Genomic DNA, 15,538 nt, shown 5'->3' with positions numbered 1-15,538 from the left:
CACAGAATCTCGTATCAATGGATCCAATGACCTAAGCTTCGTATGCTAGATACATGACCACCGAAAGCGAAGTAATCAAGAGGCCAGGGGCGGCGAGTCTGAGAATCGCGGACGAGCTCGGCCAACAGATCCTCAGCGGGAGCCTTTTGCCCGGAACGCGTATCCGGCAGGAACAAATCGCCGAGGAGTTCGGCGTCAGCAGGTTGCCCATCCGTGAAGCCCTGAGAATTCTTGAATCGCGAGGGCTGGTTGCCCTCGTAGCTTCCACGGGTGCTTGGGTCAGCTCGATGAACCTTCAGGAGTGCCAGGAATCGTACCTAATACGCGAGCGACTGGAGCCGTTGGCCTTGGGACAGGCTGTAGGACGGATTCATGCAGACGACATTGCGAGACTGGAATTGCTTGCCAAGGACATGGAACGCTGCAGTGACGTTGAGGACTTCGTTGAGCTGGACCGTGAGTTCCATTTGCTTTCATTTCGAGATGCGAACATGCCGGCACTCTTGGAGATGGTGGAACGTCTGTGGAACACAACGCAGCATTACCGGCGTGCGTATGTCCAGCTGACCGGCCCCGACCACCTCGAGGAAACACACCTTGAGCACCGCATGATCGTCGCAGCCATACGACGGCGTGATGCGCGATCGGCCGAGGAACTCCTCGCCATGCATATTCGCAAGACGCGGGTTTCCCTGTTGGATCACCCAGAAATTTTCAATCGATAAGAACCAGGAGCAATCAATGAGCGTGCCCGATGCAGTACCCGCCCAAACATCGAGGCGGGGAATTCCCGGGATCAGGGGAACTGATCATGTTGGCTTTACCGTTCCTAGCATGGAAGAGGCCCATGACTTCTTCGTGAACGTGATCGGCTGCAACCACGTCTACTCCCTTGGACCTTTTCCCCAGGATCCTGAACTTATGACAACCAAACTCAACGTTCATCCCGACGCGGAAATGGTCGAAATCCGCTTTTACCGCTGCTTCAATGGTGCCAACTTTGAGGTCTTCCACTACAAGTCACCCGATCAGCGCAGGGAGCAGCCCCGCAACAGTGACGTTGGAGGCCACCACCTGGCGTTCTACGTCGATGATCTGGATGACGCTATCGCGCACCTGAAGAAAAAGGGTATCCGGATCCTGGGCGAGCCTACGGCGAGCTCCGGCGCAAGCTTTGGACAGCGATGGGTCTACTTCCTGTCTCCTTGGGGGATGCAATTCGAGTTGGTGTCGTTTCCGGGCGGCAAGGCATACGAGAAAAACAGCGAGCTGCACCTCTGGAAGCCCTGACCAGCAGCCGGCCGCACCAGAGTTTTTATTTTCATTCGACGGCGGCCGTCCTGAGCTTTACGCCCGCAAGGACCGCCCGTTGAACTCTCCTTCTGGCCTCGCGGGTCGCCCACGCTGGTAGGTAACCCGCCCGACTGCCGCTATCGGGGCCTTGGCGCACTTGATGCCATCTGGGAACGTCAAGAATCGCGACGTGGAGACTGCTGGGTGCCTATGACAAAAAGGGCGTTATCTGCGTTGCATCGGGCCGCGGAGGGGACCCGGAATCCCAAGTTCGAGTTTCCCTCTGCCGCGACTTAAAACAGAGCACGGTTACTGCGGCGGCTGGATGCCCCGCAGTAACCGTGCTCAGACTCAACGCTGTTTCGGTCCGTTGGCCGTGTTTCTGTTACACGGTTAACGGGCCCTCAAAAGAAATTAGACTCCCAGGTCCGTGGCAGTGCGCCGAGCCAGCCTAACCCAGCAGCCGTGCGGCGCCGGCAGGAAGCCTGGAATGATCATTTCCGCGTAGGTTGATTTCGGTAATTGAATTGCCACTTTCCGTCAGCCAAGAGGTGTGCCGCAGCGCGATCTCGGGATCATGGCCCGGAATGATACGGCTTGTTTCCCTCTTCAGTTCCTGCTTCAGGGTGCCGTAAAGGTTGATCAGATTGAATGAATTTCCCTGGCCGTACCCCGGAGCCCACATCTTCTCAATGTTTGAATACCAGTAGACCGTGTCGCCAGCTGCGACGTACGGTCCGTTTTGGGTCTCAATCTTGAACCACTGCGAGCCAAAGGTGTGCGAGTCCTTTGCCAAGCGGGCCGTAATGCCAGGAAGGAGTTCCGCGTCGCCCTCCACGAAGCGGATCTTTCCATCGGCAATGCCCTGCGCAGCCTTCGCAAGATCCTGGGGGTCAAAGGAGGAGAAGACCCAGGCTTTCTCCTCCTCAGACATCATCTGGTTGGCGTTGTTGACGGCCATCGACCATCCAACATATTCATCAAACTGAACGTAGAGCTGGGCGTTCGGGAACGCCTCGAAGTTCCCCATGTGGTCGAAATGCATATGGGAAACCAAGATGACGTCGACGTCTTCCGGCGTGAATCCCACACGCGCCAGCACGTCTGTGGGGCTCTCCCAGTTTGAGAAGGCGTAGCGGTCGAGCCAGTAGTCATTGCGGAAGCCGCAGTCCACGAGCGCCACGGTCTGTTTCCCGCCAACTTCCCCGCCTACCACGAGTGTATAAAGCATGGGAATACGGACTATGCCTTGGTTACTGAATAGTCCGGCCCCTCCGAAGAAATCGTGGGGCATGTCCGCATGGCAGAACTCCAACGACCATATCGAATAGTCAGTTTTGAGGCCGGCGGGGATTTCGGGATTGTTTCCACCTAGTTGGGTCACCGTGAAGACTCCTTAGATCAGGACTAACTGTTTATGTAGGGATTAGATGAAGCAACGGACACCAAAGCCTTCGCGCAAGGCGGGGCTTAGTCCCGGGTAAGGATGATCCACAGCAACGACGGCCATGGCCGCCCCAGTAGCGGTTGTTGAACCAGCAGCCGGGCCGCCTGTGCCCGGATGGCTAGCCAAGTTCTCTCACAGGTCTCCAGTCACACACCCGCGCCTCCAAATCATGTGATGAGACATCGTGACAAGGTGCGTATTCGTGCCTTGTGGAACGACATGGCCTCCGCATACGGATCCTGCGGCGTGCGCCTGAACAGCTACACCATGTGACGTAGGCTACAGCCTGAAACCCTACCGGTGTCAAGTGTGACTTGACACCGATCGGGATCCAAGCGCCATGTTTATTACATGATGTATCTAGGTGGTGAGTGAGAACAGCGGATTTACTGCGATCTACTGGACTCTATTGCGGCACGGAGCGGACTAGAGAGAGCCTCGCTTGAAGTCCACTGTTCAGGTGTGCTGTACTTCTGAAAGCGCATATAGACGCTGAACATCGAAAATTCTAGGAGACTCCCGTGTCGAACGCCCGTATTTCACATACTCCCGCTCCCGTAGTCCCCGGGATTTCAGATTCTGTCAGAGTGACCTCAGGCGATCTGCTGTTCATTTCCGGACAAGTTGGATTTGAAGAGGATGGTTCAGTCCCCGAAGACTTCGCCCGGGCCATCGAACTGACCTACGCCGAGCTTGAGCGTGCCCTCAAGGCTGGCGGGGCCACATATGAGGACCTAGTGCGGGTAAATGTTTACATCACTGAACTGGATCAGGAAAAGCTCGTGACCTGGCGCAAGACCCGCGACGGGATCGTCAAGGCTGGAAATCCGTCGGCAAGCACTGTCATCGGAGTTCACTCCCTTTATAACGGCGCCACTATCGAGATTGACGCGATTGCCGCTGTCTAGCGACACCCGGAGGCCGTGGACGCCGCCAGGGCAGGTTTAGACGGCTGCGCCGACGAGCCTGCCCTGGGTCAGTTCTATAGAGCGAGGTGAGTAAAGGCTCACCTGTTTGCGTCTTCGTGATCCATGGAGTCACTGCGCTGCAGGACCTCAACGGGGGAAGTCGCGGAACCGCCGCGGTCCCGGTCATTAGCAGGCAAGTTACCACTGGTATGCCGCCCCACTACGAACCAAACACCGCGGGCTACCGAAGTTCCACGGTTGGCGAACATATGCGATCGCATCGAATCGAATTGGAGTGAATCCCCCGGCCCCAACTCATGAATTCCGTCTTCGAGTTGCAGCGTTATGACGCCTTCCAATACGTAGGCGTACTCGACACCAGGGTGCCTCATCAAGCGTCCGTCTTGCGAACTGGAAGCCCCGGGCGCGTACGTCACCAGCAAAGACTCCGCAGGACCACCTACGCCGCCGGCCAGGCGTTCCCAGCGAACGCCGTTTTCCATTTCGATTGATGGATTATCGGCAGCCCGCTGCACCTCTGGGACGTTCCCCGCGCTGATTGTTTGGCGGGACTGCGGCGCAGCGCCTTCCAAACCGAGTACATCGTCCAGCGATACACCCAAAAGATTGGCAAATGCGTACAGCGTCGCAACTGACGGCTTGCTCTTTCCAGTCTCCACCTGCGAAATCAAACTCGCCGAAACCCCTAGCTCCAGGGCAACACTGCGCAGGCTGACCCCGCGGGCCTGCCTCGCCTGCCGCAGCCGGGTTCCAATGCTCTGTTCAGTGGACATTTTTCATCTCCGAAAAATCAGTTGAGTTTCCTCCAGAATACACATCACTATGTTAAGCTGTACTGAACGGCCACTTAACACCAACATGGAGGAAGGTTTCGATGAGGAATACCGGCACTACAGGAACAAACGCCATCGACTGGGAAGAGCGGGTGAATTTCGACAGGCTCAGGAGCGAACGCCTGGCACGGCTGAAGGCCGAACTCGACAAGTCGGAACTCGGCGCCGTACTGGCCTTCGACTTCTCCAACATTCGTTACATGAGCGCTACCCACATTGGGACGTGGGCCATGGACAAGCTGATCCGCTTCTCGCTGCTTACGCGCAATACGGACCCCATCGTGTGGGACTTCGGCTCAGCAGCCAAGCATCATGCCTTGTACAACCCTTGGCTTGACGTCACCACGTCTGAGATGGACGCCAATCCCCACGCGCCTCACCACGGGGCAGTCAAGCCCCGCCTCGAGAGCGGTGCCCGCGCGGGCCTTTCAACCCTCCGAGGCGCTTTCCCGCCGGACGCCAAGATGGCAGAGGATGTCGCTAAGAAGATCAAACGCGAGTTGGAGAAGTTCGGGCTCGCCAACGAACCCCTGGGCGTCGACGTTATTGAGATGCCGGTTCTTATGGCCCTGCAGCGCGAGGGCATCAAGGTAATCGACGGACAGCAGGTCTTCATGGAGGCCCGTCGGATCAAGACAAACGACGAAATCCGGCTTCTAACACAAGCGGCCTCCATGGTGGACGCAGCTTATGAAGAGCTGTACCGGTTCCTAAGGCCGGGTGTACGTGAAAACGAAGTTGTAGGTCTGGTTGCCAAGACACTCTACGACTTGGGATCCGAGTACGTAGAAGGCGTTAACGCCATATCCGGTGAGCGCTGCGCGCCCCATCCCCATGTTTTCTCGGACCGGCTGATCCGTCCGGGTGACCCTGCCTTTTTTGACATTCTCCACAGCTACAACGGCTACCGCACGTGCTACTACCGTACGTTCGCTGTAGGCTCCGCAAGCAGTGCTCAGCGAGACGCGTACAAGCGCGCGAGGGAGTACATGGATAAAGCCATCGCATTGGTCCGACCTGGCGCGACGACAGCCGATATCGTGAAGGTGTGGCCTAAAGCAGAAGAATTCGGCTTCCCTGATGAAATGGCAGCCTTCGCGCTGCAATACGGGCACGGCGTTGGTCTTTCGATTTGGGAAAAGCCGATCTTCTCCCGACTCACGTCCCTTGACCACCCTGAACTCATCGAAGAGGGCATGGTATTCGCCCTGGAGACATACTGGCCTTCGGCTGATGGCTGGGGTGCAGCGCGCATCGAAGAAGAAGTCGTTGTCACGGCCAACGGTTGTGAAGTCATTACCAAGTTCCCCGCGGAAGACCTGATCGTGGCCGGTAAAAAGTACTACACGATTGACGGTCCGCTGAACCTCGAGCGGGATCCCCAGTCCCACAAGAACACTTCATGGGGTCGGGGGGAAGCATGACGACCCTGGGCTTTCTTGGCCTCGGCAACATGGGTACCGATATGGCCAAACGACTGCTCGCGGCGGGCCACGACGTTTTGGTGTGGAACCGCTCACCGGAGAAGGCAGAAGACCTGATCGAACTTGGCGCCAGGTTGGCAGCCACACCCGTCGAAGCTCTTTCCGCAGAGGTATCGTTCTCCATGTTGGCCAATGACGCTGCAGTTGAGGCGGTGCTGACCGAGGCAGCGATCACAGCTGCCGGGCCCAACACACATGTTGTCATGGCCTCTATCAGCCCGGCACTGGCCGACCGGCTATCGCAGCGATTCGAAGCAGCCGGCGCGAAGTACGTGGCGGCGCCGGTTTTGGGACGCCCCGAAGTTGCTGCCGCCGGCCAACTCCAGATCCTGGTCGCAGGGAACACTGCGTCGATTAATTCCGTCACCCCCTATCTGGAGGTGCTCGGTAAGCGCGTGTGGCAGCTCGGCACGAAACCGTCGGTGGCAAATGCGGTCAAAATTGCTGTCAACTACAACATCATCCATGCAATCCAAGCCATGGGCGAGTCTATCGCCATGTCCGAACGGGTGGGTGTCGATCCGTCGACCTTTGCAGAACTATTGTCGTCAACCTTGTTCGGCGGAGTGGTTTACACCGGATATGGAACCTTGATCGCCAAACAGCAATACACACCGGCCGGCTTCACGGTCGCGTTGGGACGTAAGGACCTCGGATTGGCAGCAGAGCTCGCCAGATCTACGAACCTCACCCTGCCCACGCTCCCGGCTCTGGTGTCTGTTTTCGATGCGGCTCTTAGCGATCCGAAACTTCGTGACGTTGACTGGTCCGCGATAGCTGAAATCACGCGCCAACAGTAATCGCGGTGGGGTGTATCGGTGCCGGCACTGATACACCCCATAGTGAACTCCCGCCTGTCTACCGAAAGCCCGAATACAGAAAGGTCGGGCGGCAGCCGCACCTGGCTTTTATTCCCCCGTACGGAGCACCCGTAGGGGGTCTTTCCGGTTTTGGTCAGCCTTCGTCGCACCGCCCGTCAGGGTCAGGCCCCCCGTTTCCCTGGCACCCGCGACAAACCAAATTCCCTTGGCTTCCCGGTCGGTTTCGTTCACGAACAAGTGGGGACCTGTGGCATCAAAACTGAAGGAGTCGCCTGGGCGCAGAACTGTTTGTTCGAAGCCCAAATACAGGGTGATCTCACCCGCCAGGATATAACCGGATTCAATACCATTGTGGCGGGTCAATTTCCGGCCTGCGGAAGCTCCGCCCCCGGGCTCGTACGTCACAAGCGTCGATTCGACATTCCAGTCCGGCTGAGCCGCCAGGGACTCCCATATGACCCCGTGAGCCCTTTTAACGCGTGACCCCATGCCGGAACGCATCACTGCGACATTGAGCGAGGGTTCATTTCGCCGGCTCGAGTACTCCGGAACACTTCCGAGACCCATGAGAGCGTCGACGGAAACGTCCAGATAAGATGCGATCTCGTAAAGCGTAGAAACCGACGGATGAAGCTTACCCGTCTCCACTTGCGACAGCATGCTCGCGGATATTCCAACGGACGAGGCGACAGCCCTCAAGCTGAGTCCTTTGCGTTCCCGCTGCGCGCGGATCCCTTCGCCTAATTCTGTAGTCACGCCATCCTCGTTGCTGTTGTCACGTGGTCAGAGCAGAACATACTCCTGCTTCAGCACTGTTCAGTACAGATTCTCAGCCTACCGTAGCTGCTCACTTGGGACTTCCCAATAGAAACGCCGGAAAACCAACGGAAATCCGCCCACTCAGAGTCTGAGACCCGCAATTGAATTACTCTTCCTGCTCTTCATCGTGACCCGCGTGTTCAGTATTCATTGACACTTTTAGCGTTTGCTGTTAGGTTGTGATGAACGCCACGGTGTGGTCCCCAGATCAGTGTCCTAAGCAGGAGTGTTTTCCATGTCTAATGCAGGTATTCGTCCCGAGATCCAGTCGATCGTTGAGCAGATTGATGGGTTGCGTCCGATGCTCATCGCCAAGGGCCGCGAGGGTGACCAGGCCCGTCGGGTCCCGGAAGAAGTCTTTGATGCGCTTGCCGCGACGGGGGCGTTCAGCATTTCTGCACCTACGAAGTTCGGCGGGCTGGCCGCAAACACGCGTGAAGCCCACGCCGTGGCACGGGCCATCGGCCGCGGCGACGGCGGAGCCGCCTGGGTCACAGGGATCCTCGATTCCGGTGCCTGGGTGCTGAGCCTCATGGACTCCCGAGCACAGGAAGATGTCTGGGGAGGCGAAGACGGACTGAAGAACTTCATCTCGATCGTTCTCGCCACATCCTCAGAAGCAGAACCCGTTGACGGTGGCTATCGTGTCACTGGCCGCTGGGGCTACGGCACCGGAAGCCTCCACGCACAGTGGTCCCTGCTCGGCATTCCCCTCAAGGACGAAAACGGCGACGTCGTCGACGCCGGCCTGGCCCTCATCCCTTCCTCGGACCTGAGTTCCGAGGACAATTGGTATGTCGCCGGCATGAAGTCCAGCGGCAGCGTCATGCAAATCGCCGAAGACGTCTTCGTCCCCGAACACCGCATCCTTCCCCTGACCGCAGCAGTCGAAGGCGGCTACCTCGGCCACAACCCCGAGCAGACCTACCAAACGATCTTCGTGCCCTCACTGTTCATGAAACTCATCGGCCCGCACCTGGGCATGGGACGAGCCGCACTGGACTTTGTCATCTCCAAAGCCGAATCCAAGGCAATTGCCTACACCGGCTATGACAAGCAGGCAGACGCTGTTTCCTTCCAACTCGCAGTGGCAAAGGCAACAATGCAGCTGAACGCCGCCGAACTGGTAGCCCAGCAGGTCGCCGACGAGATCTACGAAGGCGCCAGCCGCGGCTACTACGCCCCCTACAGCGAACGCATCGAAATGCGCGCCAAAGCCGGCTGGATCGTTGAAACCATCACCAACACCATCGACCAACTCCTCACAGCCCACGGCTCCGCAGGCTTCGCAGAAACCTCCCTCCTCCAGCGCATGTGGCGCGACCAAGCAACCGCCAGCCGCCACGGACACACCCTAGCCGCCAGCGGATACGAAGCATTCGGCAAAGTCACCTTCAACCGCCAGGACGAAGCCCGCCACGTCCTCCCCATCGTCTAAACCCAACCTCACCCAACCCGACACCCAGAAGGGACCCGCCATGTCCGCCACATTCGTGGATCAGAAGATCTCAGCGGAGGATTTCAAGTTCGCTTTCCGACACCACCCCGCAGGCGTCGGCATTATCACAGCCGACGTCGGCAATGGCCCTGTAGCAATGACAGTCAGCTCCTTGGCCTCAGTCGGCATCAATCCCCCATCGCTGGTCTTCTCTGCCTCGGCACTTTCATCGAGTACTGAGACCATCTGCGCCGCTGAGACGGTCGTCGTTCACCTGTTGGCCTCCAACCAGGTAGAGCTTGCCAAGCTCGGCGCAACGAGCGGCGTTGACCGGTTTGGCGCAGACATTGAATGGTCGCGGCTGCCCACCGGTGAGCCGTACTATCCCAACGCTAATTCATGGCTCCGCGGACGAGTGGTAAATCGCATCGATGTGAGCGGTTCGACCCTCATTGTGGTCGAGGCCATCGAGTCGAAGCCGAGGGAAGACGCAGAGCACTCAGATGCTGCCCCTCTCGTCTACCATAACCGGAAGTGGTTTGCCCTTGGTGAGCATGCAGAACTGGCCTGAACCGGGCCGAGGACGCTGTTCAAGCTATCTGCAGGGCTGACGCAGTAGACGCTGAAAACTTTTTCGTCATCAGAAGTCTGGTCCGTAGCAGCATCCGCAAGGCATGCCCGCTGCGGACCAGAGCTTTGAGTGGGGTCCAACCTGGAAAGCGTCGGGAGTTGATAAACGCGCCCGGAATCATAGGAATTCATCCCTGACCTTGGGCGAACCCAGCGATGGTTAACGGTCCGGCAGAGTAGGCGGAAACAGCGCAGTCAAGGCTGTACAGAAGTGTACCGGGAGCCGCTCCGCTGGATGCCACTCCCACTCCTCGTGATCGATGGCGGAGATATCGGTTCTGAGCCTTCATCCGAGCCAGTCGCCGCTGCCGGTGGATAGACCGACGTCGTCCCTCTGAACAAGCGCCTACTCCATGACGGTGGAGGGCTGCCAGTAATCCTGGCGCTACAAGCCCTGATGAGTACATCACGTCCGCGAGTGATACCGGGGATGAGTCCTGCTGCGAGCGTTCGTTGAGGTCACTGAGCAAGGTGCTTTATGCTCTGCTCGGGGAAAGCTGCAACAAATTCCTGGATCACGAGCCACGGTCCAGCGGCCCCCAGGGCGACTGGGGCTGCTGCGGCTAACATCCAACAGGGATCCGCCGGCTTGGGTGAGACGCCAATACCGGGACAGCCCGCGATGCGGGTATTCCGGCGTGCACATCGAGGATGATTGGGGCAAGGTTGATGTTGACCCCTGGCAATCGGATCCGGATAACAAGGTCACTGGGGCCACCTACAGGACAGGCACCGGTTCGCGGGGATAGTAGGCCTGCCTCGCGCTGCTAAGATCTCTTGACAGTACCGGCCCTTGGCGAGGTTAGTCGTGGGTGGGCTCACCGGTGATCTGGTGGTCGGCGTGGTTGATGGTCTCCTGGATCAGCCGAATCAGGTGTCCGTCATGCAGGGAGTAGATGACGTGTCGGCCGTCCTTGCGGGTATCGACCAGGCCGGACAGCCTCAGTTTGGCCAAATGCTGGCTGACAACCGTGCGTGGCATGGTTGCAGTCTCGACGAGTTCCCCGACGGTTTTGGGTCCCTGGGCGAGCTGCCAGAGCAGGTGCAAGCGTGTCGGTTCGGCCATCATCCTTAACGTTCCCGCAGCGGTATCCAGCAGTTCCGTGTCCGGGGTGACCTGGTGGAACAGTGAGGGCGCTTCAGGTGGGGCTTGGAACGGACTCTTCGGTTGGCTGCTCACCGATGTTCTCCTTGCTCACGGGTTCCCCGGCAATGTCACTATCACGGCGGGGCCAGGAGATGAAGGCTCCTGCAGTACCCAGTATCGCAAGAACTGTCAGCGCGGCTGCAGCTGGGCCAAGGCCTGCGGCCGCACCGAGCCACCCGGCCAACGGATAGGCAATGATGTAACAGGCGTGCGAAAGGGAAAACTGGGCAGTGAAGACATAGGGCCGGGTGTGCTCGTCGGAGGCATCCCGCAGCAGCCGCGCGGAGGGGGTCAGGATGCTGGAGTTGCCCGCACCGAGCAGGAACCACAGAACCAGCAGCATCGGCCAGCCCCACACGCCCGGGCCGGTAAACGTCATCATCACCGTGACCCCAGTCAGCGCCGTGGGAATCATGACAGCACCAGTCAGCATCACAGTGCGTTCCCCGAAATGCTTCAAAGCACGTGACGCGGACAGGGCAACGATCATCGACCCGACACCGAAACAAGCCAACGCCAGCGCAAGGTCGGTATCCGGGCGTTCCAGGACAGTGCGGACATACACCACGGAGTTGACCAAGACCAGCGCTGTCGGGGCCGCGACCACCAGGTTCAACGCCAATAAGGACCGCAACTGCCGGTTCCTCCAGAACATCCGCACCCCTAGCGTGGTCCGATGCCACACCGACCCTGCCGCGGTCCCGGCAGCAGCCCTGGGAACCGCAGTGAATACCAGCATGCCTGCCGAGGACAGGAACCCTGCCACCGTGCCGAGGAAGAGACTGTTGTAACTGACCGACGTTAGCAACAACGCCGCCAAAGCAGGGCTGACCAGCGCTTCCATGTCGTAGGCCAACCGAGACAAGGTCAACGCGTGCGTGTAATCACGTTTCTGCCGCAGCACCGACGGGATCAACGATTGGAAGGCCGGGGTGAACGTTGCCGACGCGGACTGAAGAAGGAAAATCACCGCGTAGATCTGCCATACCTCTGTGATGAACGGCAGACACAAGGCCATCGCGGCCCTGACAAGGTCCGCGCCTATCAAAACCGGCTTCTTTGGCAACCGGGCAACCACGGCATTGACCACCGGCGCAAAACCCACGTACGCGCACATTTTGATCAACAACGCCGTGCCCATCACCGCTCCGGCACTGTCGCCAGCCAGTTCAAACGCCAGTAACCCCAATGCCACCGTCAAAAGGCCCGTTCCCACCAAGGCAACGACCTGGGCAAGAAACAACCGCCGGTACGTCCCCACCCGCAAAACCGAAAACATCAGACTCGACACCTTCCATTAAGTACACATGTGCACATCTATGCACTTAAAAGTACCGTGTGTTGGATCCCCGTCAAAACGACTGGGGTCCGATAACGCCAGGTCTTTTGAACGGCAGTCATCACGCCGTCCCTCGGAGGTGAGGTCCGGGCCGAACTACGGGGTCCACAGTTATCTGTTCAAACTGGCCAAAATAGGCGTCCAGGGCGGACTTGCACTGAATATCCTGGGCGAACTTGATAAGAGGGCTCGTCACAGTGGCTGGGGTACCTTGACGGCTGGCAAACTAATTGAATGAGTGTCTTGATCGCCGGATGCGGCGACCTGGGTACCGAAGCCGGCCTGCGATTCGTTTCGGCAGGGCATCAAGTGTTCGGTATACGACGGTCGCCAGAGAAGCTTCCACCGCAAATCCGTCCCATACGGGCCGACCTGTCCCGCGAAGTTCCCGAGCTTCCCGCCAATGCAGAGATTGTGGTCATTGCCCTGGCAGCTGAGGCACCCACGGAGGAGGCATACCGGGCCGCATACGTGGTTGGTCTGAGAAATGTGCTGGACGCTGTCGACCGCCAAACTGTTCCACCGAAGCGGATTCTTTTTGTCTCTTCAACCGCGGTGTATCCCGACGCAGCCGGTGCGGTGGTGGATGAATCCACGCCTACTATGCCCACCAGGTTCAGTGGAAGAATTTTGCTGGAGGCTGAGGAATTGCTGCTAGCCCGCGCAGGGCAGGCAACCGCCACGATCCTGCGGCTTGGCGGCATCTACGGACCGGGCCGAACCCGTCTCATCGACCAGCTCCGCGCAGGAAAAGCGGTGATTCCTGGTCAGCCCAAGCACACCAACCGCATCCACCGTGACGATGCCGCCGCCATGATCGTCCATTTGGCCACGATGAATGAGCGCCCGGCGTCCGTCTACTTGGGCGTGGATGACGACTCGTCCGAATACGGCGATGTTTTGCGGTTCCTCGCGGCTGCTCTGCGCCTCCCGGAGCCACCCGTTGGGCCAACGTCCGACGGCGGAGCGGGCGACAAACGCTGCTCGAACCGGCGGCTCCGGTCTACGGGCTTCGAGCTAAGCTACCCCAGCTATAAGGAGGGCTACCGGGCGATCCTGGCGGGTGAAGGCGTTCGTCACGCCTGATGCTTCGACATCCCGTTTCTGTGAGTTTGCAGTTACCGCCCCCTGAAAGTCAGCGCAGCCGCGGAGTCTGCATCGCTGCAACTATCTGAACGGATCTTCATCAGCTGGAAAAGCTGAAATGCCCCCTGGTACGGCATTCGCAGTGTGTCTCTGTGGAAGACTCCTCGAAGGAACAAGTGCCAGGTAGTGGGGATACTTGCATTAAGGCTCCCAACCAGACGTAATCCGGACCCCACTTGTGGCCACACTCTGTACAGTGCCCGGTGCGTTCGCGGCCTGAGACATCGGGTTCCTGTGCTGCAGGGGCCTTTTGACACAACCTCGCTATGTAACCCAGCTTGAGTGTGCTCAAAAATCCTCGCGAGACTGCCATCTGGTCCTCTCTGACCACTATCAATACCTACGCTGCTAGGGCGCCACGGTCGCAACATTGGTTCAGCTACTATCGCTGAAGCTGTTTCATGGTTACTCTACATAGATTACCGCGAGCGTTCAGTATTCGTTGACAGTCAGGATTGATCACTCCTTGAGAACGATGAACGCCACGGTGTGGTCCCCAGATCAGTGTCCTAAGCAGGAGTGTTTTCCATGTCTAATGCAGGTATTCGTCCCGAGATCCAGTCGATCGTTGAGCAGATTGATGGGTTGCGTCCGATGCTCATCGCCAAGGGCCGCGAGGGTGACCAGGCCCGTCGGGTCCCGGAAGAAGTCTTTGATGCGCTTGCCGCGACGGGGGCGTTCAGCATTTCTGCACCTACGAAGTTCGGCGGGCTGGCCGCAAACACGCGTGAAGCCCACGCCGTGGCACGGGCCATCGGCCGCGGCGACGGCGGAGCCGCCTGGGTCACAGGGATCCTCGATTCCGGTGCCTGGGTGCTGAGCCTCATGGACTCCCGAGCACAGGAAGATGTCTGGGGAGGCGAAGACGGACTGAAGAACTTCATCTCGATCGTTCTCGCCACATCCTCAGAAGCAGAACCCGTTGACGGTGGCTATCGTGTCACTGGCCGCTGGGGCTACGGCACCGGAAGCCTCCACGCACAGTGGTCCCTGCTCGGCATTCCCCTCAAGGACGAAAACGGCGACGTCGTCGACGCCGGCCTGGCCCTCATCCCTTCCTCGGACCTGAGTTCCGAGGACAATTGGTATGTCGCCGGCATGAAGTCCAGCGGCAGCGTCATGCAAATCGCCGAAGACGTCTTCGTCCCCGAACACCGCATCCTTCCCCTGACCGCAGCAGTCGAAGGCGGCTACCTCGGCCACAACCCCGAGCAGACCTACCAAACGATCTTCGTGCCCTCACTGTTCATGAAACTCATCGGCCCGCACCTGGGCATGGGACGAGCCGCACTGGACTTTGTCATCTCCAAAGCCGAATCCAAGGCAATTGCCTACACCGGCTATGACAAGCAGGCAGACGCTGTTTCCTTCCAACTCGCAGTGGCAAAGGCAACAATGCAGCTGAACGCCGCCGAACTGGTAGCCCAGCAGGTCGCCGACGAGATCTACGAAGGCGCCAGCCGCGGCTACTACGCCCCCTACAGCGAACGCATCGAAATGCGCGCCAAAGCCGGCTGGATCGTTGAAACCATCACCAACACCATCGACCAACTCCTCACAGCCCACGGCTCCGCAGGCTTCGCAGAAACCTCCCTCCTCCAGCGCATGTGGCGCGACCAAGCAACCGCCAGCCGCCACGGACACACCCTAGCCGCCAGCGGATACGAAGCATTCGGCAAAGTCACCTTCAACCGCCAGGACGAAGCCCGCCACGTCCTCCCCATCGTCTAAACCCAACCTCACCCAACCCGACACCCGACTTTTGGCAGACAAGCCCGGCCCAATGCATGGGTCGTTCAATCCATTGATACTCGACTCGGAGACCCTGATCAGCGGATGGCAGGTGAATGTCAGGCAGCTCATGTCACCCTAGCCCTGAACCCGCCTCAAAGCCGCAGGACGCTCGGCTCCCCTTGGCCTCGATCAGTTCGACCAATTCCGGTTGTTCTCGTTGAGGCCAAGGGATGCAGGGTTGGCTGCCCATGACCTGGTCCGGATGTTTAGGCCGCAGGTGACTGCTGACTCAAAAGGCCTTCCGCCCAGGGTCCTGTGTTCAGGCTGAACTCGCCTCCCCATGCGGAGAATTGAGCGCTTGAAGCGTCGGCAAAAAAGACACTCGCCGCACCACCTGCTGAAGCGAAAGAATCGCAGCACCCGGGACGCTTTTTGGCGGCAGCTGTCACGGACTCCACGGCCACGGCGCCCTCTCCTG

General features: G+C 58.9%; 14 protein-coding genes. 9 read left to right on the top strand and 5 right to left on the bottom strand.

Going from position 1 to position 15,538, the window contains the following annotated elements; genetic code table 11:
* The first annotated feature begins 53 nt into the window (after window positions 1–53).
* On the top strand, window positions 54–725 hold the full coding sequence (locus tag ACNAOU_RS09480; protein ID WP_422758499.1) for a GntR family transcriptional regulator: 672 nt from the start codon (window positions 54–56) through the stop codon (window positions 723–725).
* Window positions 726–834: 109 nt separating this feature from the next.
* Entirely contained in the window at window positions 835–1,290 is a 456-nt protein-coding gene (locus ACNAOU_RS09475) for a VOC family protein (protein ID WP_422758498.1), read from the top strand.
* Window positions 1,291–1,744: 454 nt separating this feature from the next.
* On the opposite strand, the gene ACNAOU_RS09470 is transcribed toward ACNAOU_RS09475, so the two are convergent.
* Window positions 1,745–2,677: an N-acyl homoserine lactonase family protein gene (locus ACNAOU_RS09470; RefSeq protein WP_422758497.1), complete on the bottom strand. Its 933-nt coding sequence runs from the start codon at window positions 2,675–2,677 to the stop codon at window positions 1,745–1,747.
* Window positions 2,678–3,327: 650 nt separating this feature from the next.
* Between ACNAOU_RS09470 and ACNAOU_RS09465 the strand changes: the two genes are divergently transcribed.
* Window positions 3,328–3,648: a RidA family protein gene (locus ACNAOU_RS09465; protein WP_422758496.1), complete on the top strand. Its 321-nt coding sequence runs from the start codon at window positions 3,328–3,330 to the stop codon at window positions 3,646–3,648.
* A gap of 98 nt (window positions 3,649–3,746) precedes the next feature.
* Here the strand turns inward: ACNAOU_RS09465 and ACNAOU_RS09460 are convergent, their stop codons facing one another.
* Window positions 3,747–4,442: a helix-turn-helix domain-containing protein gene (locus ACNAOU_RS09460; protein WP_422758495.1), complete on the bottom strand. Its 696-nt coding sequence runs from the start codon at window positions 4,440–4,442 to the stop codon at window positions 3,747–3,749.
* Between the two features lie 101 nt (window positions 4,443–4,543).
* On the opposite strand from ACNAOU_RS09460, the gene ACNAOU_RS09455 reads away from it, so the two are divergent.
* Both ACNAOU_RS09455 and ACNAOU_RS09450 read left to right on the top strand, forming a co-directional pair.
* A complete protein-coding gene (locus tag ACNAOU_RS09455; protein ID WP_422758494.1) occupies window positions 4,544–5,926 on the top strand; it encodes a M24 family metallopeptidase in 1,383 nt (460 codons plus the stop codon).
* Entirely contained in the window at window positions 5,923–6,786 is an 864-nt protein-coding gene (locus ACNAOU_RS09450; protein WP_422758493.1) for an NAD(P)-dependent oxidoreductase, read from the top strand. Before ACNAOU_RS09455 ends, ACNAOU_RS09450 begins: the two co-directional genes overlap by 4 nt.
* A 108-nt stretch (window positions 6,787–6,894) precedes the next feature.
* Here the strand turns inward: ACNAOU_RS09450 and ACNAOU_RS09445 are convergent, their stop codons facing one another.
* Window positions 6,895–7,563, bottom strand: a complete 669-nt coding sequence (locus ACNAOU_RS09445) for a helix-turn-helix domain-containing protein (protein ID WP_422758492.1) — start codon at window positions 7,561–7,563, stop codon at window positions 6,895–6,897.
* A 298-nt stretch (window positions 7,564–7,861) separates the two neighbouring features.
* Between ACNAOU_RS09445 and ACNAOU_RS09440 the strand changes: the two genes are divergently transcribed.
* Both ACNAOU_RS09440 and ACNAOU_RS09435 read left to right on the top strand, forming a co-directional pair.
* Window positions 7,862–9,064 carry an acyl-CoA dehydrogenase family protein gene (locus tag ACNAOU_RS09440; protein ID WP_422758487.1) on the top strand — a complete coding sequence of 401 codons (1,203 nt, stop codon included), beginning with the start codon at window positions 7,862–7,864 and terminating at the stop codon, window positions 9,062–9,064.
* Between the two features lie 40 nt (window positions 9,065–9,104).
* Complete coding sequence (locus ACNAOU_RS09435) at window positions 9,105–9,635, top strand: flavin reductase family protein (protein WP_422758491.1); 531 nt, start codon at window positions 9,105–9,107, stop codon at window positions 9,633–9,635.
* 861 nt (window positions 9,636–10,496) lie between these two features.
* Here ACNAOU_RS09435 and ACNAOU_RS09430 read toward each other — a convergent pair.
* Window positions 10,497–10,874 carry an ArsR/SmtB family transcription factor gene (locus ACNAOU_RS09430; protein ID WP_422758490.1) on the bottom strand — a complete coding sequence of 126 codons (378 nt, stop codon included), beginning with the start codon at window positions 10,872–10,874 and terminating at the stop codon, window positions 10,497–10,499.
* Window positions 10,834–12,120 (bottom strand): MFS transporter, encoded by a 1,287-nt coding sequence (locus ACNAOU_RS09425; protein WP_422758489.1) that lies wholly within the window; start codon window positions 12,118–12,120, stop codon window positions 10,834–10,836. Before ACNAOU_RS09425 ends, ACNAOU_RS09430 begins: the two co-directional genes overlap by 41 nt.
* Before the next feature lie 294 nt (window positions 12,121–12,414).
* Between ACNAOU_RS09425 and ACNAOU_RS09420 the strand changes: the two genes are divergently transcribed.
* Together ACNAOU_RS09420 and ACNAOU_RS09415 are read left to right on the top strand one after the other, a co-directional pair.
* A complete protein-coding gene (locus tag ACNAOU_RS09420) occupies window positions 12,415–13,266 on the top strand; it encodes an SDR family oxidoreductase (RefSeq protein WP_422758488.1) in 852 nt (283 codons plus the stop codon).
* Window positions 13,267–13,854: 588 nt separating this feature from the next.
* The gene (locus ACNAOU_RS09415) at window positions 13,855–15,057 is read left to right on the top strand and encodes an acyl-CoA dehydrogenase family protein (protein WP_422758487.1); all 1,203 of its coding nucleotides are present in this window, start codon (window positions 13,855–13,857) and stop codon (window positions 15,055–15,057) included.
* The last annotated feature ends 481 nt before the right edge of the window (window positions 15,058–15,538 follow it).

Origin of the sequence: Paenarthrobacter sp. C1, assembly GCF_049315185.1 — a bacterium.
Lineage (GTDB): Bacteria > Actinomycetota > Actinomycetes > Actinomycetales > Micrococcaceae > Arthrobacter > Arthrobacter nicotinovorans.
Note: the sequence above shows the minus strand (reverse complement) of the source record. Positions and strands in the feature narration are given on the sequence as shown.